The sequence below is a fragment of the Cohnella sp. GCM10012308 genome (assembly GCF_042649185.1).
Lineage (GTDB): Bacteria > Bacillota > Bacilli > Paenibacillales > Paenibacillaceae > Cohnella.
The window spans coordinates 93146-115352 of the sequence record NZ_JBHRYU010000026.1 but is presented as its reverse complement, the minus strand read 5'-3'; the positions used below and the strand labels follow the sequence as shown (position 1 = coordinate 115352).

The following is a 22207-nucleotide window of genomic DNA, read 5'->3' as shown; positions in this document are numbered from 1 at the left end:
CTTAATACGATTATATACAGTTCAACTATACATTTCAACTGTATAAGGGGCCATATTTGCTCACGAACAAAAACGCCAGCCTCCCCTGAGTAAAAGGGATGGCCGGCGGCTCTGCTTTGCTAGCTTTCATACCATTCACGCAACAAACCTTTGATGCCTCAGGGCTGCCCTCACAGCCGCCCGACGGCCACAAGGACGGCAAGCGCCAAAAACACGACGTTAATGCCGATCTCCCGATACTCTTGGCGACTGATATGGAACAGTGCGCCGAAAAGAACGACGGCGGCTAGCGCGATAGCGGCGATCGGCGTCAAGACCGGCGCGGTCCCAGTCCCCTCGGGCAGGACCAGACCCACCGCTCCGAGCAGCTCCAGGATGCCAATCGAGACGACGAGGCCTTTCGGCACCTCCTTGACCCAGCCCCATGCGTCCGCTCCTTTTTCATACTGGACCGTCTTCATCCATCCTGAGTAAAGAACACCCAGCGCGAGCAGCCCCTGCACGATCCATAACGCGATATTCATCGTCCGATTCCCCTCTTCATGTATGTCGTCAACCTACGCCTATCGCCTATAATAGGGGGTAGGAAGGCGACCCGGAAGAAGGTACTTTAACTATACAAGGTATAGAAAACAAAACCTTAGACGACGACTGGAGGCCGCGGCATGACGGCTTATTGCAAGTTCGAGACGACGCTCGAGATTCTCATCGGCAAGTGGAAGCCCGTAATCCTGCTGCGCTTGCTAGCAAGCGGCACGATGCGGTTCAGCGAGCTGCAAAAGTCGATCCCAGACATCACCAAGAAGATGCTCTCCCAGCAGCTGAAGGAGCTGGAGTATCACGATATCGTTCACAGAGAGGTCTACCCGTCGATTCCGCCCAAGGTGGAATACTCGATCACGGCTTACGGCCAGCGCTTAACCCCGATTCTGCAGGCCATGAACGATTGGGGCGTCGGGCATATCGTGCATTTGAATGAGTTGTACGGGGAAGAACGCTCCGCGGAATGATCTGCGCGCGTTAGTCCCGATCGTCGCGGCTCGCGTCGTTCGTCAGGGGAGCGGCAGCGGACTTAAACAGATCCTTGCGCCAGAATTCCACGACGGTATGGTCCGCCAGTTCCATGGATGCCCAAGAGTTTTTGTATCTCAGCCCGTACCCGTCCATCATGTCGATCGCGCTTTGAACGTCCGTATTCCCCACCCGCAGCTCCATCGATACCACTTGGCCCATCATCTTCAACAGCCGTTCCAGCTCAGCGCTCATCCGCCATCTCAGTCCTCCGATCATCCCTTTAATGACAAGGTTTCATGATCCCCTGTTCTGTGGTAAATTATTCCTCGTATCAGACCACATCACTTCAGAAGGACGGGATATTGATGAACAACGGCACTTGGGCGAAAATGAAGAAGCTCGCTACCGATACTCGCATGAAGGTCGTGTATGGCGGCATCGCGATGGCCTACCTTTTCCCGATCATCTACGGCAGCGACTGGCCTGAAGTCGGCTGGTGCTAAGCGACGGAAAACGTCTAGCGGCTTACTGGCCGAACGCACGTAAGGTTCGGGCGGGACAATCGGATTTGCGCAAAAGAGAAAGGCGGCCTCGCGCGAGGTCGCCTTTAACATTTCCTTTTTTTCAATGCAAGCCTATCGACGCTCGGTTAGATCGCCCCGGCATCTCTTGCCGTATAGAAGGACGGGTAGATCGGACGGAAATTCAGCTCTTCCCGAATGCGCGTCGTATTGACGATCATATCCCACGGATCGAAAGGCTGCTGCTGCGCCTCCGGTGCGCCCTCGCCGCCATGGAGCTGCCGAAGCTCCTCGGCCGTGATCGGCGCATCGTCGCCCACATTGTAGATTCGGCCATCAATGCCCGGCGTGGTCGCTGCGAGCAGCAGGGCTTGGCCGACATCGGCATGATGCGCCATATGCATGCGTTTGGCCGGATGCCAGCTTCGAATGTACGGGAGTATCTCCACGATATGCGGATCGCCTTCGCCATAGACGAAGGGCAGCCTGACGATCCGAACGCCCAAGCCCTGCTCTTGATGAAGCCGCAGCAGCACCGCCTCGGCCTCCACTTTGCTTTGCGGATAAGCCTGGGTCGGGCTCAGCTCGTCGTCTTCACGGCTAGGCCGCGTCCGGACCACCGAACCGTAGACATTGTTCGTGCTGGTAAAAACAAACCTTGGCACTTCCGCCTGCAAGGCCGCATGAGCCAGCGCGATCGTGCCGTCAAGGTTGGCTTTTCTGGTCGTCTCCTCGTCCACGCCGCGGAATTGCGCCGCCAAGTGAATCACCGCATCCTTCCCCCGCAGCGCGTCGATATAGCCGTCCGGCTGCAGCAGATCGCCTTCCACGATATCCGCCCCTTGCCGGCGAAGCCCGTCCGCCTTTTCGGCGTTCCTCACCAACAGTGTCACGCGATGACCGCGCTGCAGCATACGCTGCGCAAACCGGCTTCCCACTTTACCTGTAGCCCCCGTTATAAAAGCGTTCATTTTAAGCCCTCCTACGTTTTTTAGTTGCTATACGGGCAGTATAATAGAAGGAGCAATCGACTTCCTTCCTGCGTTTATCGTAGGTTTGGGAGTGTCAGGATACGGGGGGAATAGAGATGGAAGTAGTTGCTTCCAGAAGGTCGTTGGGCGAATTTCTGCGCATCCGCCGGGAGCGGCTGACGCCGGAAGAGGTCGGACTGGTCTCTTATGGACGGCGGCGGACCTCGGGTCTTCGGCGGGAAGAGGTCGCCCAGCTCGCCCATATCGGCACGTCCTGGTACACCTCCCTGGAGCAGGGGCGCAGCGTTAACCCGTCCGAGGATGTGCTGAACAATATCGCCAAGGCGCTGCGATTGACCGAGGACGAGCGTCGCCATCTTCACCTTCTGGCCAGATCGGATCAACAGGAGCCGGAGGAAGAAGACCGCGATATCGCCACGGGCTTGGAACGGATGATCCAGGCGCTGGACCCGCACCCGGCGTTCGTGCTCGGCAGATACTGGGACCTGCTGCTCTGGAACAAGGCGGCTGAGCTTGTTTTTCATATCCCTGCCCAACCCGACGATACGATGCACAACTTCAACTGGATGCGGCATCTGCTGACGAGTGACAAGCCGGGACCCGAGCGGATGGACGAAGCGTCCCGAACGCGCCTTTTGATCGCACGTTTTCGCGCGGATTACGCACGCTTTCCAAATGATGAGCGGTTTAAAGTGCTGATCGAGGAATTCATGCGCATCAGCCCGCTATTCGGCGAGCTCTGGCCGATGCACGATGTCGAGACTGCGACCGATCACCGCAAGCAGAAGTACGATCCGCGGATCGGAGAGATGGCGTTCGAGCACGTGACCTTGCAGCCGCCGACCCATCCGGATCTGAAGGTCATGATCTTTACCGCTTCGGCGGATACGGCGGCGCGATTGCAGCATTTGTTGGATGCATCGCAAGGTTGAACCGAGGAATGCAATCATGATTCTTTGCGCCAAACGGCTTTAAGACGGTCGAAAGTGCAGGCTGGCACTAACGCTCTTGCCTCTCGGCAAACCACGCTAGCGCCAGCCGCTCCATGTCGCTGACGAACGCCTTCTTGGCCGGGCTGTATTCGTTCGTACGCGCGTAGCGCTCGGCGAGCTTCTCCTTGAACCGGCTGTACCTCGCAGCTTCCGCCGGATGACACCGCAAATAATCTCTGAAGACGAGGTGACGTTCAATCTGGGGGTTATCCGTCTCATAAAAATGAATGTGATGCGTCCGTTCCTCGCCCCCTTTGCGCAGCAGCCGCCTGCCGGGAATGCCCCACTCTCCGGCGACCTCGTATCCGAGCAGGCGCATCCGGTCGTTATATGCGTCGATCCGATCGATGTTCCGCACCACACCCATCATATCGATGACGGGCTTCGCCTTCATGCCCGGCACCGACGTGCTGCCAAAGTGCTCGAAGCGCACGATCTCATCCCCGAATATCCCGCTTAGAAATGCGACTTCGTCCTCGTAAAGCCGCACCCATTCCTTGCTGTAATCGCTCAACCTAACCTTCATCCGACACGCTCCTTGCAAGCTTGGGCTTAGAGGTGCCCGCGCGGTTTTTTCCCGGCCCAGCGTTCGTCGACCTTCTCCAGGGAGGATTGATACCGGGTGTCCACGCTTAGCCGGTACTGGTTCGTCGTGTTCTCCAGCGAGCAGTGCATGAGGAACATCCCGAAAATCATCACGTCCCCCGCCCGATACTCGGTCGTCGCCCACTTGCCGCCGTACTTGCCCGTAATAACGAGCGGATCGTCCGTGTAGTTGTTCACTTTGTCCCAGTCCGAATCCTTCGTGCCGTAGGTGCGCTTGAGCTCCTCAAACCGATTCGAGCCCAGGCACATCGCCAGACCGCCCATCGCGTAGTCGATTTCGCCGATCGGGGACCAGACAGTATACAGATTGTGCGTGCCACGGCCCATATACACGATATCATAGTGCGCGCCCGTATAGTCGCCCTTGCCGACCGCGCGCAGCCATTTGTAATTATAGGTCAGCGACTTCTCGCCAAACAGCTCATCAAAGAAACCCATGATCCGCGGCCCGTTCAGCACGTCCAGCAGCTCCGGCAGATCCTCGTTCGTCCCGCCAAAAAACAGCGTTCTGCTGCCGTCCGCCATAACGCCGTCCTCGAGCAGGGTATCCCTGTCGAGCTTGCCCATCTTCTCCATCTTGCGCAGCACCGCGCGCCTGGCGTTCAGCACTTCCTCCCGATCGTGGAAGTCGCGCAGCAGCAAATAGCCGTCCTCTGCGATCCTGGCGCGCAGGGCGTCAAAGTCATGGATAATATCGTTCGAATCCCTCAGTTCCGTCAGATGCTCCCCGCCTAGCTCCAGCTCCCGGCTCCCTACCTTTACCAGCATGCACGCTCACTCCTGTCGTCGGTTGTAGCTCCAGTATAGGGAGAGACCGAGCTTCCTTCCATTGAAGGCCGTCGCAAATGCATGTATAATCGTACAAAATATTGAGGTGGCGAGAGGCGGCGGGATCATGGTCACGACGGATATTCCTTACTATTCGGACGAGGGGTTTGTTGCTCCGGCTTTCCGCTTCCAGTCGATCTGGAAGGTGGGGGCGAACGACACGTACCAAGCATCCCAGCCGCACGGCTTCACGAGCGCCGGCCTCTTCGTCACCTACGAAGGCAAAGGGCGCATCATGTACGGGGATACAAGCGAAGTCATGGAGGCGGGTACCTACCTCCTCGTCTCCGGCGACGTGCCCTGTTCGTACCGCTGCCTGGACGGCGATTGGAAATTCTACTTCCTTCACTTCGATCCGCTGGATGTAGCCGAGTTGCTCGGGATCGCCGCTTGGCGGCCGATATCGACCGGGCGCATCTCCGATGCCGTCCGATTGTGCGAGCGCCTAATCGATAGCTTGATTCTCCAGCCTGCCGGCTACGGCATGGCCGTGCACCTGACCGCGCAGGAGCTGCTGCACTTGTTCGCGCAGGAACGCGCCGCCTACGGCCGCAGCCGCCATCCCGAGCTCGACGACATCCTGTACCGGATACACAAGCAGATCGGCACATCGGTCCCGGTGGACGAGTACGTCCGGCTGAGCGGCCTGTCGCGCACGGCCTTCTACGTTAGGTTCCGCGAGCGGACCGGCATGTCGCCGACGCAGTACGTGCAAGAGTTGAAGTTGGCCTCGGCTAAGGCTGCGTTGGAGACTACAAATGCTACGGTAAAAGAGATTGCAGCTTCGCTTTGCTTTTATGATGAGTTTCATTTTTCGCGGCTGTTTAAGAGAAGGTATGGGTTGGCGCCGAGTGCTTATCGGCGAGGATTGTAGAGTGAGGAAACCCGCCGGGGCCGGGGAGCTGCGGCGGGTTTTGTTGTGGTGATTTATGGATTAAAAAGGTCGTCAGCCTATACGGACCGGTTCGATGGATATGGCTTTTTAACATCAGTAAGTCCTAAGAGATAGTCCGTACTGGTCGCAAGCAGGCGGGCCAGCTTGATCAGAATAGCTGTCGGAATATCGACGTCACCCCGCTCATAATTGCTGTAAATCCGTTGACTGCAGCCCAAATAGGCCGCCACTTGCGTTTGCGTCATATCCTTATCTTCGCGCAAATTCCGAATACGTGCATACATCTCTGCTACACCTCAGAAGAAGTATATTTAGCGGAAAATTCACTATGCATTTTTAGCGAGAATATCGCTAAAATAAGGATGGAAGAATACCGGAGATCAGCTGTACACCTCGCAATGATGTAGAAGCCGGGGAGGGAAAGCCATGCGAAAACTGCTTGAGAAGCTATACGGCGGACAACTCAATCCACTTAATCTGCGCTCTCGACTTGAGACGCTGGACATGCTCGCTTCGTTTGAATATGGGTTTCAGCTTGGCGCTTCTTTAATAATTGAATCAATATCTAGCTGACGCTGAAGAGGAAAGTGATAGTATTTGAATGTTACACTGCCAATCGAACAGATTCTATCTTTCTTCGTTACGTTGAGAAGGGATTGTAATACACAAAGAAGCCCATCCGAGAGGAAGGGTTCTTCGTGTATTACGAAAACATTACACTCAAGCCCGGCTCAGATAACGTTTTTCTTCGCAGTCTCGATCACGCTGTAGATCGTCGCGCTGTCTTAAATGCCTTACTCGCTCCAGCGGATAGGTGGGGGCTATTTTACGCTTACTGCGCTTCCATACCGAGAGTACCCCGGCAGACCTGCACGCAAAGACCTCACTTTCTGCATTGATTTTGATTTACCTGTATTTATTTCTCCGCCATCATTTTTATTGACCTGCCAATACGATGTTTAAGGCTTTGATTTTCCCGTTATTAAGCGTGAAGTGGAAATCCAGCGGAAGTGGACTACCATTGAAATTACCTGAAATAGTAGCGGTGACAACCATTTGGTCATTTTCCTCCATACAATTGGTGATTTCAGTCTTACACGCAGCGTCCCTGTTTGCCTTCAGAATAAACTTGCTGATAACTTCGGGACCAAGAAATTCTTTTCCCACGTCCACTAATATGGCATCCTCTGCAAAACAACTAGCGAGAAGGTCTTCATCAAAAATATCTGAGGCATGATAATAGGTTGCAATAGGCTGCGGCAAAGGAACTGCCCTACTGTTAGAGGAAAGAACATTGCGCAGGCATGTAATTTTATCTCCATCCACCGTAAAATGAAAATCAAGGTAGAGGGGGTCCGGTAGTCCAGTCTTGTCGTAATTTCCGTCTGCTTTTGCGGTAACAACGATCTCTTTGGCATTCTGAACGACATTTGTGATTTTCAGTCTCAAACGTGCTTCGAAATAGTCGTGGTCGCTCCACTCTTTGATAGCGGTTTTTCCGTGATATTCTTTGCCGGCATCAAAAACAACGGCATCCTCGGCAAAGGTCGAAAGAAAGGTAGCGGGATCATCTGTATTTATCGCATGAAAATGTTTCTCAACCGGTTGGGGTAATTGAATTATGTTGTTTATCACAGTCCTCATTCTCCTTTATAATGTGCGGACAATGCCGCCATCGATTGTATGCTCGGCGCCGACAATGTAGGAAGCGCGGTCAGATACTAAAAAAGCAACGAGTTCTGCTACTTCCTCCGGACGCGCAGTTCGTCCTATTGGGATACCGCCTAGGGAATCCATCAAGGCCTGCCGGGCGTCGTTATAGTCGCATCCGCGTTCCTCTGCCATCTGCTTGAGGAGTTTTTCAGCAGACTTTGTTTCGGTGAAACCGGGGGCAACGCTGTTAACACGGATGCCTTTGGGTGCAAGTTCCGTCGCAAGCAATTTGCTGTAATTTCCAAGCGCAGCTTTGGCTGCTGAGTATACCATGGTATCTTCTCCTGGGAAGCGCCGCCGTATGGATGTGACATGAATGATAACACCATAGCCTTGCTTAATCATTGGCGGCAGCAACCCGCGGTCCAGCCGGACAGCAGCGAATAAATTAGTATCAAACGTCTGCTGCCAGTCTGCATCGGATTGCTTAAGAACGCCGCCGATCGGGGTTGTAGAGCTTCCGACATTGTTGACGAGAATATCGACACCGCCAAAGCGTTCAAGTATATGATTCACAACCTTTGTGGTGCCATCGGGCGTGCTGATATCAGCTTCGATAAATAAATCCGATCCCTTTAATTGATCTGGGGTGGTTCGAGCTGTTGTGATGACCGTAGCGCCGGCTTTCGCAAGGCGCTTTACAATTGCTTCCCCTATTCCTCCGTGGGTACCACCGGTAACAAGGATATTTTTACCTTCTAACTCTTTGGGATCAACAAATAAATGGTTGATTTCTTCCATTCATGAAACCTCCTATTATAGTTTTATTCAGGATGATATGGTTCCAGATATGCATCCAAGTCCTTCATAGATGCAAATTTCGTGATGAAAAGTACATCATAAGCATCATCCTCAGGACGTACATTTTTTCAGTCTGTATACATTGTTGAAATCATCGTTTTCCTCCTTTTCATATTAATGTTGTTCAAAATCTCAATTACAATTAGTACTATAAAGGACAAAACCTGACGACAGTGCGTCAGGTTTTGTATGAATAAATATTTATCACAATATTAAGCCAATTCTTCATCACCAGCAGAAGTTTAATATAATGTATAAGTCATAACATGACACACTGGTGTCATGATTAAACTAATATACTGTACTTGAATTGAGGTGATTTTGATGCAGATCAGCAGACTTTTCGGCATTGTTTATTATTTACTTGAGAAAAAAGAAACTACGGGGAAAGAACTTGCCGCTCGTTTTGCAGTATCGGTAAGAACAATATATCGCGATATTGAGACTTTAAGTAGCGCTGGTATACCTATCTATACGAATCAAGGCAAAGGCGGCGGAATCGTCATTCTTGACAATTTTATACTTAATAAGTCGGTACTTTCTGAAAAAGAGCAGGATGAAATACTGCTCGCCTTGCAGAATCTATCAGCAGCGCGGTATCCGGATATTGAGACTATTCTTTCACGATTAAGCAGCCTTTTCAAAAAGAGTGATGTTAATTGGATTGAATTGGACTTCTCACCCTGGGGAAGTAATGAAAGAAACAAAGAAAATATTAATGCACTAAAAATGGCAATTATAAGCAAACAAATTATTATATTCGAATATTTTAATGCCTCGGGTGTGAAAAGCTTGCGCAGGGTTGAGCCGATCAAGTTGATTTTTAAGGATAAGGCATGGTATCTGAAAGCATATTGCTATGATAAAAGAACATATAGAACATTCAAAATATCTCGTATGGCTAATATCAAAATCACTGAAGATGTTTTTGAGCAAGGGACTTTAGTAGAATCTGCGGCCGAAGCGACAGATAATCAATTTAAGAAAACTATCGATATTCAGTTGAAAATCTCTCAAGAGGGAGCGTATAGAATATACGATGACTTTAGTGAAAAAGAAATAACAAGACATGAAGATGGATCTTTTACAGTTATCGCATCTATGCCTGAAGGAGATTGGCTTTCAAATTACTTTCTCTCTTATGGCCGGTTATCGAAGCGATAGAGCCTCAAAGTCTACGGGATGCTGTTATGAGCAAGATAGAGGTAATGATGGGAAATTTGAATCGAACGATTGTTTCTGAAAAGTAAAAGGTATTAGGGTGGAAAGAAGAGAATAAAGGCAAAAACCTTTTGCTAACCGGGCGAAAGGTTTTTCGGCTTTGCGGCACAAATTAATCAGAATCCATAATAGGACTAATAACTGTAAAAATTTCTTTGTTACAAAAGCTCCACATAAGGCACACCCCTTTTTCATGCAGGATTCTTTCCGCATTCAACGAATATGTAAAATATTGATACTTTTTGGAAGGATATAATATGACGAGGTGCTCCAAATGAGTGAGTTTAGTGCAAGCTATCATTTAAAAGCTAAGGATAGGGAACAAGCGGTAAAGCTCATTAAGGACGCTGGTCATCAGGGATTTGTATTTAACGAAACGAATGGATGGGTTACTTTCCTCATAAAAGGACAGGTTTTTGATCTCAGTGAATCCGTCATTCAATGTAATCCCGGACTGCTCATTCATTATATTTACGCAGAGGATCATGGATGGGAGTTTAGAGTGTTTGAAAAGGATCGTAACGTTTTTGAGTACACCTGCGATTGGAGCGATGAGATCCATATCGAAAAAAATAGGTTTGATTTAGATGTGATTAAAGAAATGATCTCATCTCAGGGCCATGAAACGAGTAACTTAAAAGAGATCTTTGATATGCATGAGCCTGATTTCGAACATCCACCGGCCTATCAATTAGCTGAGAAAATCGGGTTAATTCACTATGAATGGCTATCGGCAGACTATATAAACAGTGACGATGAGCTGGAAGAGAGAGAATTAATCCTCGTAGAATAGTGTTAGTCTCAAAGAGGTGGTCTTGATGTTAAACGAGGAACGACTTATGGAAAGAACCCAGGAAAACGATTTTATTTACTTCGGCTTTTGGAAACGCGTATTAATGAGAATAATCGATTTTGGAATCATCTTCATTCCACTGGGCCTCTTATACCGTTTTGCAGTTTATGAATCCGTTCAAATGAACTCTATCCTACCGTTTATCCTGATGTGGATCGTTACATCCGCATATTATGTCTTGACCCTTTCAATCTTTGGAGGAACCCCGGGAAAGTTAATTTTGAAGGCCAAGGTCGTAGATCATTCAGGGAATAAACTATCCGTTTATAAATCGCTACTCAGAAGCGTATTTTATATTTTATATGCGGTAACCATGATTTTTGCATTCAGCAGCTCGAACTTCAAACCTATAAATGCGCCATTTGACGTCATCGCTGATCTCATAGGAGTCGTAACGATATTATCGGACTTGGTTGTTTTATTTAATCGCAGGAAGAAAGCGTTGCATGATTATATTGCAGGCAGCGTGGTTATCAAGCAGCCATTCTCTCAAAAAAAGGATCGCGCTTCGTCGAAAAAACGACCGTTAAGCGGTGGGCGGGAATATGCCTTTGGAGAGATAAAGAGCTAGCGGGCACTGTATTTTAAAAAACCAAGGGCGGGCGTTCACTCCGATCACTTTCGCCTTATCATTAAGTAGCGATCCGCCGGAGTTACCAGGAATTAAAGAGGTACGTCAGATGCTCGTACGCTAATTTTTCCACTCACTGTACCATTAGCTGTATTATAATCCACATCAAAAACGTGTCCACTTGCGTGAGTAACATTAATAGTCAAACTTCTATTTGCGCTAACGGTTCCCTTATAGATCTGTTGTTTGCCACCATTTAAATCGTATGATAAGTAGACATTTAGAGTTTGGGATTGTGAATTGGAAATATGTACTTGGGCATAATCGTATTTATTAATTTACTACTGATTCCCATAATTTTAAGTTTAGTCCGTTGCAGATGCGGCAAGGATCGACTGGCTCATCAGAAGGTTGCATGGCGTCCGTGATTAAAATACCACTGCCAATTACAGGTGGTATAACAGTATAATACGTGTATAATAAGTATAAGATAAATAAGAAGCCAGTGCCGCCAGCACTGACTTCCCGCACAACTGCTTCGGCGGGGTGCCTCCCGTCGATTGACCGAAGAAATGACCCGTTATCCCGTGGCGTGCAACCTAGGGCGGGTCATTTTCTTTTGTTCAGGTAAGTAAGCAACGCCAGGATAAACATACCAAGCATCATTACTTCCTGAAAAGAAAATGTCATAGCCTCACCTCCGTTCTGGAGGCGGACTACCCCGACTAGGCGAGTTGTACTGGATCAGTATACCATTTTTTCCTCAACCGATGTTTTCACGCCAGTAGAAGGTACCGTGAGAAGAACATCTCCATGTCCCAACGGGATGGCTGACCATGACTCGAAGAGACATGGTGTTTTTTGTATAACGCAAAAACGCTTGCCTGCATGCAGGACAAGCGTTCTTACTCATACTTTCAACGATCACCAAGCAAAAACGCCCTTCTCATCCAAAAACTCGCCATTATGGTGCTGCCCGTCCGTCGCGTACCCCATAATTATCGCAGCAGCGGCCTCCTTCGACTTCCCGCCTGCTGCATTGCCGTTCAGATCGGTGGTCGTGAATCCCGGCGTCACCGCAAACACCTGCGCGCCGCTGTCGCGGACTTCATAAGCCATCGCCAGCGTCATGGCGTTGTTGGCCGTCTTGGAGGAGTTGTAGTCGAACGCGTTCAACGTGAACGCTGCATTTTGCATGTGATCCAGGGAAGCCATGTCGGTCGAGACGTTGACGACGGTGCCTTCGTTCGCCTTAATCAAAGGGAACAGGCGCTGGTTCAGGCGAAAGGTGCCGAAGAAGTTGACTTCGAAGGCGTTGCGCAGATCTTCTTCTTTGGTATCGGTAAACGAGCGGGAGAACGCGCCCGGCATGCCGGCATTGTTGATGAGAAGCGCCAGCTCCGAGTAGTTCTTGATGATCGTATCGGCCGCCTGTTCGATGGACTGCAAGTCGCTCATGTCGATCGCCACCAACTCAACGTCCAATCCCTGTGCAGCGAGCTCTGCGACAGCCGCTTCACCCCGCTCGGCGCTCCGTGCGCCAAGGAGGACTTTCCAGCCTGCCTCGGCCAATTGCTTCACGACCTCATATCCGATTCCTTTATTTGCGCCGGTGACGAATGCAGTCTTTTTCAAGCAAATCCCTCTTTCCGTAAGTTGATTGTCTTTAATGATTTATAAGTTACTATGCTACACTTAGTGTAGGTCAACCACGAATTTGAGATAAGCGAGGGCGCGCATGCTGACGATCGGAGAAGTGGCGAAGGACGTCGGGATCAATATCGGAGCCATCCGTTTTTACGAGAGAAAGGGACTGCTGGAGCCGGCCGCACGCAGCGAGCAAAATAACCGGCTTTATACGGAGCATGACCGGAACTGGCTACTGTTCATCAAGTGCCTCCGCGAAACCGGGATGAGCGTGGAGGACATTAAGACGTATTACGACAAGGTAAAGGAAGGCACCTCCACCCTGCCGGAGCGAATCGATATGATTCAAGCGCAAAAGCTTAAGCTGCTGCAGGATATCGAGGAGAAGAACGCCCAGCTCGTTCGCCTGGAGGAAAAGCTGGAGCGGTACTATCGCGGGGAAAATTACTGAAACCGCCGACGCCGCGTTTGACGCGGTATCGGCGGTTTTTTTCGCATAAAAAATCAATACCCCCGCGAAGCGCCCACCGCCTCGCGCTCCGTCTCCTGCTTCAGCATGCGCCGCATGTCGTGGCCGGTCGGATTCTGAAAGACGACGAGTCCGAACTCCGACGCGACCGCGAGCAGATGATCGAAGATATCGGACTGTATCCCTTCGTACTCTTTCCATATGATCGTATCCGTAAAGGCGTAGATCTCCAGCGGCAGACCATTCTCGCCGGGCGCCAGCTGGCGAACGAGACGCGTCATGTCCGGATGAATTCTTGGATGCCGCTCCAGATAACGTTCAACGTAAGCGCGGAAAACGCCGATATTCGTCATCGCCCGACCGTTCACCGCGACGGTGCGGTCGATCTCGCGCTCCCTGTTGTGCAGCTCGATATCCACTGCTTTTTCCCGAATGTAGTCGCGTAAATATTGAATGCGTTCGAATCTCTCGATCATCTCTTGCGTACAGAAGCCGACGCTGTTCATGTCGAAGTAGAGAGATCGCTTGATGCGCCGGCCTCCCGAGCGCTGCATCCCCCGCCAGTTTTTGAACGAATCCGAAATCAGGGCGTACGAAGGTATCGTCGTAATCGTCTTGTCGAAGTTCTGCACCTTGACGGTGTGCAGCGAAATATCGATCACGTCTCCGTCGGCGCCGTACTTGGGCATTTCGATCCAGTCGCCGACCTGTACCATGTCGTTGGACGACAGCTGGACGCCTGCGACGAGGCCCAGCAGCGAATCTTTGAAGATCAGCAGCATGACTGCCGACAGTGCGCCGATCCCGCTGAGCAGAATGAGCGGGCTCTGTCCGATCAGGTTGGAGACGACCAGAATGCCGCCGATGACGAACAGGAATATTTTGATCATCTGAATGTAGCTTTTGATCGGGCGGCTCTTGGAGATTTCGTAAGTGGTATAGATATCGTTAAGGGCGTTCAGCACTGCGTCGACTACCGCCATCGCCACGATCGTCAGATAGACGGCGACCCCCTGCACGATGAGGCCGCGATAGTCGGAGAAGCTGTGCGAGAAGGAATATATGATAATGGCGGGAACGATGTGACACAGTCTCTGGAACACCTTTCGTTTGAGAATGTAGTCGTCCCATTTGAACCGATTGCCCCGGATGTAGCGTGTAGCGATGTGGAGCACGACCTTCTTGGTGACATAATGAGCCAGGATGCTGATCGCTGCGATACCGACAATCAGGATGGCGTTCGCCAGATCCGCGGATAGGCCGGAAGTGACGCCCAGATCGTCAAGTAGCTGTTGGATTGAATTCATGCCTTCCTCCCCGGAAATAAAGAAAGGCTCGCCTGACGCAAATACCCGTGCGCCAGAGAGCTTTTCGTCCGATGTTACCGGAAGTCGGCCGATACGTCAACTTTCGGAACGAACGCTCCGGCGCCGCGTCTATTGCGGTACCGGAGCGTTCGTCTCGAGAAAGCTGTCGCCTTTTCGCCTTAAGCTTTCGTATTCAACAACTGATACACCATCTTCGCGATCTCGGCGCGCGTGAGCCGGCCCTTCGGATCGAAGAGATTGCCGCTCTTGCCGCTGACGAGGCCGAGAACTTGGCCCTTGCCGATGGATGCGGCCGACCATGAGGCGGCTTGGTCCAGATCGGCGAACGGCTGAGCGCCCGCAGATGGCGTGACAGTCGTCTTCGACGCGTTCTCGTAGGCACGCACGAGGATGACGACCGCTTCCTCGCGGCTGATCTTGTCCTGCGGACGGAAGCGAGCGCCGTCGCCCTGGATCAGGCCCAGCTCGGCCGCCTTGGAGACATAACCTGCGTAGTAAGCGCCGGAGGCGACATCCGTAAACGCGGAGGTGCCTTGCGGCTCCCCATAGCCCAGCGCCCGGACGATCATCGTCGCGAAGTCGGCGCGCGTCACGGACAGGCTCGGCGCGTACGTCGTGTCGGTCATGCCGGTCACGATGTGCTTGGCCGCCAGCTTCTGCACGTAGTCGTTCGCCCAGTTGCCGGTCATGTCGGCGAATTGCTTGCGGTACTCGAGCAGCGCGAAGGACGAGAAATGGTTGGTCGTGAAGACCAGTTCATTGCCTTCGATCTCGCCGCCGACGTACGCGAGCTTGCTGGCGTTCACGTAGTAAACGCCCGCGAGTTCTTTATTTACGCCTGCAAGCTGATTGGCCGTCAGCGTCCTGCGCACGGTGATCGGCTGTCCGAATTCATGGATCGCGGTCGAGCCTGCACCGCTCGTTGCAGTCAGATTCAGCTCAAACGTCTGGCCGGCCGCCTGGTACGCTGCGTCTGCACCCATCGTCTGCAGCAGCGCGCCTTGTTCTTGACGGTCGCTCTTCAACTCGAAGCTCAGCGTGACGGCGTCGGCACCTTGCACCGCGCTGTCCGGAATCGCGCCTGCCGGCACTTCGATCGTGCCTTGGGGCGTCGAGACTTTCAGCGTGACGCCTGCCTGCTGTCCTTGCTTCAAGCCCGCGCCGTCAAGCTTCAGCGAGAACGCGCTGCCGCCGCCTGCCGCGGAGGCATCCAGCTTGATCTCGACGATGCCGCCCGCTGCCTGGGCAATCGCTGCCTTCAAGGCGTCGCCGCTCAGCACGAATGCGCCGTCTTTATCGGCCGTTACAGTCAATACGCTGCCGTTCTGACCGGTCGATCCGCCCGGATTGCTCGTGCCCGGGTTCGATGTCCCAGGGTTCATCGTACCGGGATTTTCCGGGATGACCGTGCCCGTCGCGAAGCCCCAAATATCGGACAGCACGCTGCCGCTATTCGCATCCTCAGCCTTCACATACCACTGATAATAGCGGTCCGAAGCGAGGCCGTTCCACGCGACGGAAGCCGTTTTCCCGCTAGCCGCATTGCTCACTTGCCCGATCAGCTCGTCGGTGTACACCTTGACGCCGAAGTAGTCGGTTGCGACTTCCTTGTTCATCGCGCCCAGATCGACGTTCATATCGTACTCGTCCTTGCCCGGATACTCGGTCGGATCATAGTAGTTGTAGTCGTCCAGATACGGCGAGTACGACTTCATATGAACCTGGTTGTTCTGAATATCGAACTGCATCAGCCGGATGTAGCCCAGACCGCCCTCCGCAGCGCCCTGATAGTCGGCGAGGATCTGGTACACCTCGCGGTCCGCCACGCCGTCGCCGTCGTCGTCGATCTTGTCGATCAGCGTCTCGGAGTCGTGGTAGTGACCGCTCAGCGTCATGATGACGTTCTTGTTCGGCACGACGACGCGCTCGAACACCTTGTCCGCAATCGGCGCCCGGTTGTTGGACACGAGCATATACTCGTGGAAAGCCAGGATCGCCTTGCGGTCCGGATGGTCGGCCACGACCTGGTTCATCCAGTCGATGTCCTCGTCGGTCACGCCCCATCCGATATACACGATGATGAAATCCACGCCGCCGGCGGAGATCAGGTCGTAGTGGCCCCGGTTGTTCTTGTAGGAGCCGCCGTACGTCGGTTGCGCCGTGAAGCGATCTTCGCCGTAATGCGCGTAATAGTGCGAGTAATCACCGCTCTGATGGCTGACGTCGTGATTGCCCGCCAGCACGCCGTAAGGAATCTTGGCGTCGTCGAGCGTCTTCATCGCCTTCTCCGCGTTGTCCCATTGGTATGCCTGCTCGGCATTATCGACGATATCGCCGGTGTGAATGACATATTTGATATTCATGTCCTGCTGATGATCGACGATCCACTGCGTATTGCCTTCGTAAATCCACGGATAGCTGGCCGAGTAATACTGCGTGTCGGACATCCAGACGAACGAGAAATCGTACTGATCCTGCTTCACCGGCAGCTCGTCCTGCACCATGACCGCAATATTGCCGCCGTCATTGTATTCGCCCGCCTGCACCGTCGCGCCCAGCGCGAAGTCTTCCGCGCCCGCGACTTTGGTGTCGAGCATGATCCACTGCCGCTTGATCGGCTGCCACGCGTACAGGCTGACCTTGCGGCCTTCCAGCGACTTGCCCTGCCAGTTGATATCGACACGATCCGTCGCCTTCACCGACTCGTCCAGCTTGATGTTAAAGCGGTGGTACGGGAAAGCGTCAGTCGCATCGTTCGTCAAGTATTGTCCGTCCGCCGCGCCGATCTTCGCGTACGCCTCCGCCGTCATCGCCGTTTCGCCGGCAGGCGCTACGGTCTTCGGCGGCTCGACGTCGGCTGCGCCTTGATAACCGTTGAATCCGGCCTTGCTGTTGGCGTCGTACTTGAAGCCCTTATAGAAGGACACCTTCATCGGATCGTCCGTCGGATCCGTGACTTTGACTGTGAGCTCAGCGCTCGAAGTCGTCAGGGCACCGCCGTTCGCCGGCGACACCAGCTCCGGCTGCGCCGGGTTCTCGTCCGGCACGCTGAAGCGGATCGTCTTCTCCGAGACGTTACCGACCTTGTCCGTCGCCTTGATGAAGAGCACGTGCTCGCCTGCGGCCAACAGGCCGGAGGACGTCCCGAGCGGCAGCGAGATCGCGTTGCCGTCCAGCGTCGTCTCCGTGGAAGCCACGCCGGCCAGCACATCCGAGATCGTCGCGTCCAGCGTGAACGCGCCGCGATACGTTTGGCCGTCGGCTACGCTCGGCGTAATCACAGGCGCCGTGTTGTCGATCTGTATCGCCCTCAGCGCACTAGAATCGTCTGCGCCGACGACCTCGATCGTATGCACGCCGTCGGCCAGCTTGGTCGTATCCCAGTCATAAGCCTTGGAACGCAGCTGCTCGACCGGGATCCCGAAGTTGAATTCGATCGCCGGGAACTTGCCCGCCGAATCCCCCATCTTCAGTTCCTTGCCCGGCGTCGCATAGGCCGGATCGTACAGGACGGTACCGTCCGGCATGACGAGCCGTACGTTACGGATCTCAAAGTCGTCCTTGTTCTCCTCCGGACGGTCGTCGAACGGCCCCGACTTGGTGCCCGCACGGATCGCGATGAGATTCGAATCTTCCTTGAGGCGGGTCGCCTCGATCGGGTAAGAGAGCGTCGTGTACGCCGTGATCGGATCCAGGAACGTGTACAGAATCTCCTGCCCCATCGTGACCGCGTTCTTGAAGTAATAGTTGACGTTTTTAACGTCGAACGCGAAGACGGCGTCATCCTCGAGCGCATGATACGTGCCTGCAATCGTCTGGCCGTCGATCTTGAGCGTCAGCGTATCGGGACTTGCCGTCTCCGACGTACCCTTGAGCGTCGTCTTGCCGGAGACGATATCGCCGGCTTCCAGGTTCAGGCGGAGCGGCGCGCGGTCCTGTCCTTCTTTAATGTTCACGCGCGTCACCTTCGAGGCCGCGACGTTCTGGCCGTCGGACGCTTCGAAGTAATACTCGACGTACTTCCTGCCCAGCAGGTCCGGCGAGGTCAGCAGCTGATGGTACATCGTATCGTTAAAGTCCTGCGTCAAATACTTTTTCGTATAGCCCGCGTCAAGATTCGACTTGAAATAAACCGCTACGGACAGCACATGCTTGTCGTCCGCTACGTCCGCGACCAGGTCGAGATCGACCTTCTGGCTAATCTCGGTCTTGCCGGTCCTGTCGTCGATCGTCGGCTCGGCCGTATCGTCCTCGACGTGAACCGGCTGCGCCGGAATTTGCTTCGCCTCCAGCGTGCCAGGCGTTGCAGTCTTGGTACCCACGCTGTATTTGAGCATATTCAGCGAGCCGTCGTGCGGATAAAGGTATTGAATGCCCATGCCCGCCGCGACTTCGCCCTTCACCGTGCCGTCGTAGTAAGCGGCCACGATGTCTTCGTGGGCGTTGGTGCCGACGACGAGGCCCCGCTTGGCCGAATTCGACATGCCGTCGCTGTATAACTTGATGATGTCTACATTCTCGATCAGAGAGGTCTTGAAGGCCGCATTGAAGTCGGCGACCGTCTGCGTCGCGTTTCCGCTGTTGATCACCCAGAGGACGAGCGTCTTGCCCGGCTGGATGACGATGTCGTCCTTGCTGGACGGCCAGATGACGTCGGCATCCCTGCCGGAATCCGGGTAGCGGTAATACAGCTTGTAATCCTTGAACGCAAAAGGCTTGTCCGAATTGTTGTACAGCTCGATGAATTCCCCATCGTCCGAGGACTTCACGTTGACGCTGTCCGGGAGCACCTCTGTGATCAGAATCGGCGGCGCCTGGGACAGGTCCGGCACGAAGTCGACCGCGGCTTCATACGTATCGGTCTTCACCGTGTTGGCTTTGTCCTGGGCCTCGATGTAATATTGAAGGCCCGGCTCGATCAATGCGCTCTTGGGAATCGCGCCTTGATACGTGCTCCCGCTCGCCTTCATGTCGACGGAGGTAAAGTACTCCTGGGAAGTCGTCTTGTAATGAATCGTGACCGTCAGCGGGTCGACGTCGGCGCTCTCCGCGTTCGTCACATTCGCCGTCAGCACGACATCCGAGCCTTTGGCCGCCTGCGTCACCGGCGTATGCGCGATGACCGGCGCCGCGTTCAGAACAGGCGGCGTAACTTGAGCGGGATCGATCGTGCCGGGCGTCGCCGCGATCGTGCCGGGGTTTTTCATCATTTCCATCTCAATGCCCGCGCCGGCCGGCAGGCTGTAGAAGATTCCTTTGTCCGGCTGCGTCTGGGCGTCGTCCTGGTAGGAAGCTTTGACGATCTCCTTGCCGCGCTTGCTCTTAATGAGCAGATCGCGCGGTCCCGCGTTGGCCATGCCGCCTCCGCCATTTACACGGAACAGGTTCGTATTTTCAACCAGAGAAGTCGAGAAGTTGGCGTTAAATTGCGTTTCCGTCAGCGCCGTGTTGGCCGCATTCATCACCCAGAATACGATTGCCTGGTGCGACGGGATATTGATCGCGCCCGTCGTCAGAGGCGCCCAGACCGTATCGGTCCCGCCATTGCGGTAGACGAGCGAATATTGGTCATTAAAGTCGACGGTGGCGTCCGTGTTGTTATAGACCTCGATGAACTCGTACGCGTCCGAGCCCGAGATATTCGCCGAGTCGGGCAAGAGCTCGGTAATGAGCAGCGAACGTTCGGCCGGCTCGTTCGCCGCTTGAATATTCACGTTATATACGGACGATGCGACCGAGCCGTCCGTGCCGTCCGCCGCTTCGATGTAGTACTGAAGCGACGACGCGCCGGTCAGGGCCTGATGCGGAATCGACGCGGCATAGGCGCCATCCTGCGTAGCGTTCATCGCCAGGGAAGCATAGCTCGGAACCAGGTTCGTCTGGTAGTAGACGGCTGCCGTTACCGAGTGCTTGTTATCCGTAATAGAGGCGGAGATCGGCAGATCCTGATCCTCAGGGGCGGATGCGGCCGGCGTATGCGCGATTTTCAGATCGACGGCAGGCAGAGGGGCCACGTAGTCGGACGGCTGGTCCGGAACCTGCGTCGGGAGCACGGTTCCTGGCGTAGCCGCCGTCGTCTCGAGCGTAGAGAGCACCATATCCGTGCTGCCGACCGGATAGTTGTAGACGATGCCTTTGTTAATGTTTGAAGTTCCTACGCTATATGCGGCCTTCACGACGACCGAATTGTCCGGCCCTTTAATCGTCAAGGTACGATCGCCTGTGTTGGCCATGCCATTATTGCCGTTAATGCGAAAAAGGTTCGTTCCTTCGACAAGCCTGGAATCGCCGGCGAGCGAATAGTTCGCGTTAAAGTTGTCGGCCGACTCTCCGCCGTTTGCGGAGTTGATGACCCAGAGTACAATGGCTTGTCCGGCAGGAATGACTGCAGTACCCGGAGCAAGAAGCGGCCAGTCCGTGTTTGTATTCCCCGCCGTGTAAACAAGCGAATATTGGCCATAATCAACAGGCTGGCTCGTGTTGTTATAAATTTCGATTGCCTCATAGGCGTCGTACTGCTTGCTATCCGTACCGACTATATTATTCGTATCCGGCACCAGTTCCGTAATTAAAAGCTTCGGAACCTGCGTGTAATCGATCGTTGCCGCAAAAGCCGGCGAATAAGGGAAAAGTCCGAACGCCATCGCGCTCAGAACGACCCAGTTCACCCATTTTCTAACCCTGATCGTCATGCTGTCGATTCTCCTTCTCTAGCTGCTATTTATATACTTACCAAGTCTATTAACATAAGATTATCTACATGTTCATTCAGTGTTTTCCGAATATTAACTTGTGCGGGATCTATTTACAATGTAATTGCTTTCTGCATAAAAAATACATCGCCAAGCATACTCTCTGCTTGGCGATGCCTATTTTTATATTTATTTTGTACCCACACGTTCTTCCGCCACGATATCCGCAAAATAATGCGCGCTGTCCACCATAGGCGTGCAGTCGGAGTGATCTCCGCTGAGCGTGATTTCGAAGATAAAGTCCTTGTTCTGCACAAGCGGCTTCACCATTCGCCAATCGATCTTCCCTCGGCCAAGCTGCAGCGAGTCATGCTCCAGCCCCATGCTGTCGACGAGATGATAATACTGGGCGTAAGGCGCGGTTCGATTGAGGATGTCCCGCAGCCGCTCGTTGTCCCCGCGAAACGAGATAAACGTGTGGCTAACGTCGACCGTCAGCGGGAGCGCAAGCGGCTCGATTACGTCTTTTATGAGATAAGGATTGCAGCCGTAGGAGAACAGCCCCTCCGTCGAATCCTCCCAGACGAACACCTCACGCGAATACGCCATCACTTTGCGAATCTCTTCGCGCAGGAGCTCGGTACGCTCCCGGGTGACGTTGCCGCAGCTGGCTGTATGGACGTAGTGAGCATGCACGACGCACTTGGCCCGTTCCTCCACGCAGATGCGGGCGAGCGCTTCGCAGGATTCATGATAAAACCGGAGCACCTGCGGGTTTCCGCTTAAAATGTCCAAGTACTCTCCCTGATACATCGGCGGATGATGCAGAAAAGCTTTGACGCCCCGATCGTGAAGCTGACGGATTCGGTCCCGGATGAGCTCCTGATCCTTGAGATCCCGTTCACTCAGGTAGAACTCGATAATATCCGGGTCGTAAGAAAGCCGGTTGTCCAGGTTGCTCTGCTCGAGATTCCCTTTCAAGCGTATAAACTTCACCAGAATACCACCTCCGCCCCCATCTTATCACACCCGTGTTAAAGGGACGTTATCTCGGACGCCTCTCT

General features: G+C 53.4%; 21 protein-coding genes and 1 pseudogene. 9 read left to right on the top strand and 13 right to left on the bottom strand.

Going from position 1 to position 22207, the window contains the following annotated elements; all coding sequences use genetic code 11:
* Positions 1-170 precede the first annotated feature (170 nt).
* Complete coding sequence (locus ACFOTD_RS24050) at positions 171-524, bottom strand: DoxX family protein (protein ID WP_378122482.1); 354 nt, start codon at positions 522-524, stop codon at positions 171-173.
* 141 nt (positions 525-665) lie between these two features.
* Here ACFOTD_RS24050 and ACFOTD_RS24045 point away from each other — a divergent pair, with 141 nt between their 5' ends.
* Positions 666-1010, top strand: a complete 345-nt coding sequence (locus tag ACFOTD_RS24045) for a winged helix-turn-helix transcriptional regulator (protein ID WP_378122481.1) — start codon at positions 666-668, stop codon at positions 1008-1010.
* 10 nt (positions 1011-1020) lie between these two features.
* On the opposite strand, the gene ACFOTD_RS24040 is transcribed toward ACFOTD_RS24045, so the two are convergent.
* The gene (locus ACFOTD_RS24040; protein ID WP_378122480.1) at positions 1021-1266 is read right to left on the bottom strand and encodes a hypothetical protein; all 246 of its coding nucleotides are present in this window, start codon (positions 1264-1266) and stop codon (positions 1021-1023) included.
* A gap of 113 nt (positions 1267-1379) precedes the next feature.
* Here ACFOTD_RS24040 and ACFOTD_RS24035 point away from each other — a divergent pair, with 113 nt between their 5' ends.
* Complete coding sequence (locus tag ACFOTD_RS24035) at positions 1380-1517, top strand: hypothetical protein (RefSeq protein ID WP_378122479.1); 138 nt, start codon at positions 1380-1382, stop codon at positions 1515-1517.
* 146 nt (positions 1518-1663) lie between these two features.
* Here the strand turns inward: ACFOTD_RS24035 and ACFOTD_RS24030 are convergent, their stop codons facing one another.
* Positions 1664-2506 (bottom strand): NAD-dependent epimerase/dehydratase family protein, encoded by an 843-nt coding sequence (locus ACFOTD_RS24030; RefSeq protein WP_378122478.1) that lies wholly within the window; start codon positions 2504-2506, stop codon positions 1664-1666.
* Between the two features lie 116 nt (positions 2507-2622).
* Between ACFOTD_RS24030 and ACFOTD_RS24025 the strand changes: the two genes are divergently transcribed.
* Positions 2623-3459, top strand: coding sequence for a helix-turn-helix transcriptional regulator (locus tag ACFOTD_RS24025; protein WP_378122477.1), 837 nt, complete (start codon positions 2623-2625; stop codon positions 3457-3459).
* Positions 3460-3526: 67 nt separating this feature from the next.
* Here the strand turns inward: ACFOTD_RS24025 and ACFOTD_RS24020 are convergent, their stop codons facing one another.
* A complete protein-coding gene (locus ACFOTD_RS24020; RefSeq protein WP_378122476.1) occupies positions 3527-4045 on the bottom strand; it encodes a GrpB family protein in 519 nt (172 codons plus the stop codon).
* 26 nt (positions 4046-4071) lie between these two features.
* Complete coding sequence (locus tag ACFOTD_RS24015; RefSeq protein ID WP_378122475.1) at positions 4072-4893, bottom strand: phytanoyl-CoA dioxygenase family protein; 822 nt, start codon at positions 4891-4893, stop codon at positions 4072-4074.
* A gap of 127 nt (positions 4894-5020) precedes the next feature.
* Between ACFOTD_RS24015 and ACFOTD_RS24010 the strand changes: the two genes are divergently transcribed.
* Positions 5021-5827: a helix-turn-helix domain-containing protein gene (locus tag ACFOTD_RS24010; RefSeq protein ID WP_378122474.1), complete on the top strand. Its 807-nt coding sequence runs from the start codon at positions 5021-5023 to the stop codon at positions 5825-5827.
* Positions 5828-5904: 77 nt separating this feature from the next.
* Here the strand turns inward: ACFOTD_RS24010 and ACFOTD_RS24005 are convergent, their stop codons facing one another.
* Positions 5905-6132: a helix-turn-helix domain-containing protein gene (locus tag ACFOTD_RS24005; RefSeq protein WP_378122473.1), complete on the bottom strand. Its 228-nt coding sequence runs from the start codon at positions 6130-6132 to the stop codon at positions 5905-5907.
* A 142-nt stretch (positions 6133-6274) separates the two neighbouring features.
* On the opposite strand from ACFOTD_RS24005, the gene ACFOTD_RS24000 reads away from it, so the two are divergent.
* Entirely contained in the window at positions 6275-6421 is a 147-nt protein-coding gene (locus ACFOTD_RS24000; protein ID WP_378122472.1) for a hypothetical protein, read from the top strand.
* A gap of 363 nt (positions 6422-6784) precedes the next feature.
* Here ACFOTD_RS24000 and ACFOTD_RS23995 read toward each other — a convergent pair whose 3' ends face one another.
* The 3 genes and pseudogenes from ACFOTD_RS23995 to ACFOTD_RS23985 form a co-directional block, all read right to left on the bottom strand.
* Complete coding sequence (locus ACFOTD_RS23995; protein ID WP_378122471.1) at positions 6785-7483, bottom strand: nuclear transport factor 2 family protein; 699 nt, start codon at positions 7481-7483, stop codon at positions 6785-6787.
* Positions 7484-7498: 15 nt separating this feature from the next.
* Complete coding sequence (locus ACFOTD_RS23990; RefSeq protein ID WP_378122470.1) at positions 7499-8302, bottom strand: SDR family oxidoreductase; 804 nt, start codon at positions 8300-8302, stop codon at positions 7499-7501.
* Between the two features lie 23 nt (positions 8303-8325).
* A pseudogene (locus ACFOTD_RS23985) lies at positions 8326-8418 on the bottom strand (hypothetical protein); the annotation flags it as partial.
* Between the two features lie 268 nt (positions 8419-8686).
* On the opposite strand from ACFOTD_RS23985, the gene ACFOTD_RS23980 reads away from it, so the two are divergent.
* From ACFOTD_RS23980 to ACFOTD_RS23970, 3 genes are all read left to right on the top strand, one after another.
* Positions 8687-9526, top strand: coding sequence for a helix-turn-helix transcriptional regulator (locus tag ACFOTD_RS23980; protein WP_378122469.1), 840 nt, complete (start codon positions 8687-8689; stop codon positions 9524-9526).
* Positions 9527-9857: 331 nt separating this feature from the next.
* Entirely contained in the window at positions 9858-10376 is a 519-nt protein-coding gene (locus ACFOTD_RS23975) for a hypothetical protein (RefSeq protein WP_378122468.1), read from the top strand.
* Positions 10377-10422: 46 nt separating this feature from the next.
* Positions 10423-11007 (top strand): RDD family protein, encoded by a 585-nt coding sequence (locus ACFOTD_RS23970; RefSeq protein ID WP_378122467.1) that lies wholly within the window; start codon positions 10423-10425, stop codon positions 11005-11007.
* Between the two features lie 924 nt (positions 11008-11931).
* On the opposite strand, the gene ACFOTD_RS23965 is transcribed toward ACFOTD_RS23970, so the two are convergent.
* Positions 11932-12642 carry an SDR family NAD(P)-dependent oxidoreductase gene (locus ACFOTD_RS23965; protein WP_378122466.1) on the bottom strand — a complete coding sequence of 237 codons (711 nt, stop codon included), beginning with the start codon at positions 12640-12642 and terminating at the stop codon, positions 11932-11934.
* 103 nt (positions 12643-12745) lie between these two features.
* Here ACFOTD_RS23965 and ACFOTD_RS23960 point away from each other — a divergent pair, with 103 nt between their 5' ends.
* Complete coding sequence (locus ACFOTD_RS23960) at positions 12746-13105, top strand: MerR family transcriptional regulator (RefSeq protein WP_378122465.1); 360 nt, start codon at positions 12746-12748, stop codon at positions 13103-13105.
* A gap of 53 nt (positions 13106-13158) precedes the next feature.
* Here the strand turns inward: ACFOTD_RS23960 and ACFOTD_RS23955 are convergent, their stop codons facing one another.
* From ACFOTD_RS23955 to ACFOTD_RS23945, 3 genes are all read right to left on the bottom strand, one after another.
* Complete coding sequence (locus tag ACFOTD_RS23955) at positions 13159-14430, bottom strand: mechanosensitive ion channel family protein (protein ID WP_378122464.1); 1272 nt, start codon at positions 14428-14430, stop codon at positions 13159-13161.
* Between the two features lie 179 nt (positions 14431-14609).
* Positions 14610-21143: an S-layer homology domain-containing protein gene (locus ACFOTD_RS23950; RefSeq protein ID WP_378122463.1), complete on the bottom strand. Its 6534-nt coding sequence runs from the start codon at positions 21141-21143 to the stop codon at positions 14610-14612.
* A gap of 189 nt (positions 21144-21332) precedes the next feature.
* A complete protein-coding gene (locus ACFOTD_RS23945; protein WP_378122462.1) occupies positions 21333-22139 on the bottom strand; it encodes a TIM barrel protein in 807 nt (268 codons plus the stop codon).
* Between the last annotated feature and the right edge of the window lie 68 nt (positions 22140-22207).